Source organism: Rhizobium ecuadorense (assembly GCF_001187535.1).
In the GTDB taxonomy this organism is placed as follows: domain Bacteria; phylum Pseudomonadota; class Alphaproteobacteria; order Rhizobiales; family Rhizobiaceae; genus Rhizobium; species Rhizobium ecuadorense.
In genome coordinates, this window is record NZ_LFIO01000979.1 from 1 (window position 1) to 206 (window position 206).

The 206-nt window shown below is 58.7% G+C and carries 1 pseudogene; it reads right to left on the reverse strand.

The features are described from left to right. A pseudogene (locus AF337_RS18115) lies at nt 1–206 on the reverse strand (transporter substrate-binding domain-containing protein); the annotation flags it as partial.

The window sequence follows — 206 nt, forward strand, 5'->3', positions numbered from 1 at the left end:
ACTTCTTGTTGATGGCGTCGTATTGGCCACTTGCACGGACGGCGGCAATGGCTGTGTTCAGCTTGGCTTTCAGTTCCGTGTCTTCCTTGCGCAGGCCGCCCGAAACGCCAGCACCGAGAATCTCCTTGTCGTCGGCGACGTCGCCCATCTTGGCGCAGCAATCCTTGCCGCCATCGCTTTTGAGGAACGCGTCAAGTGCCAGTGAA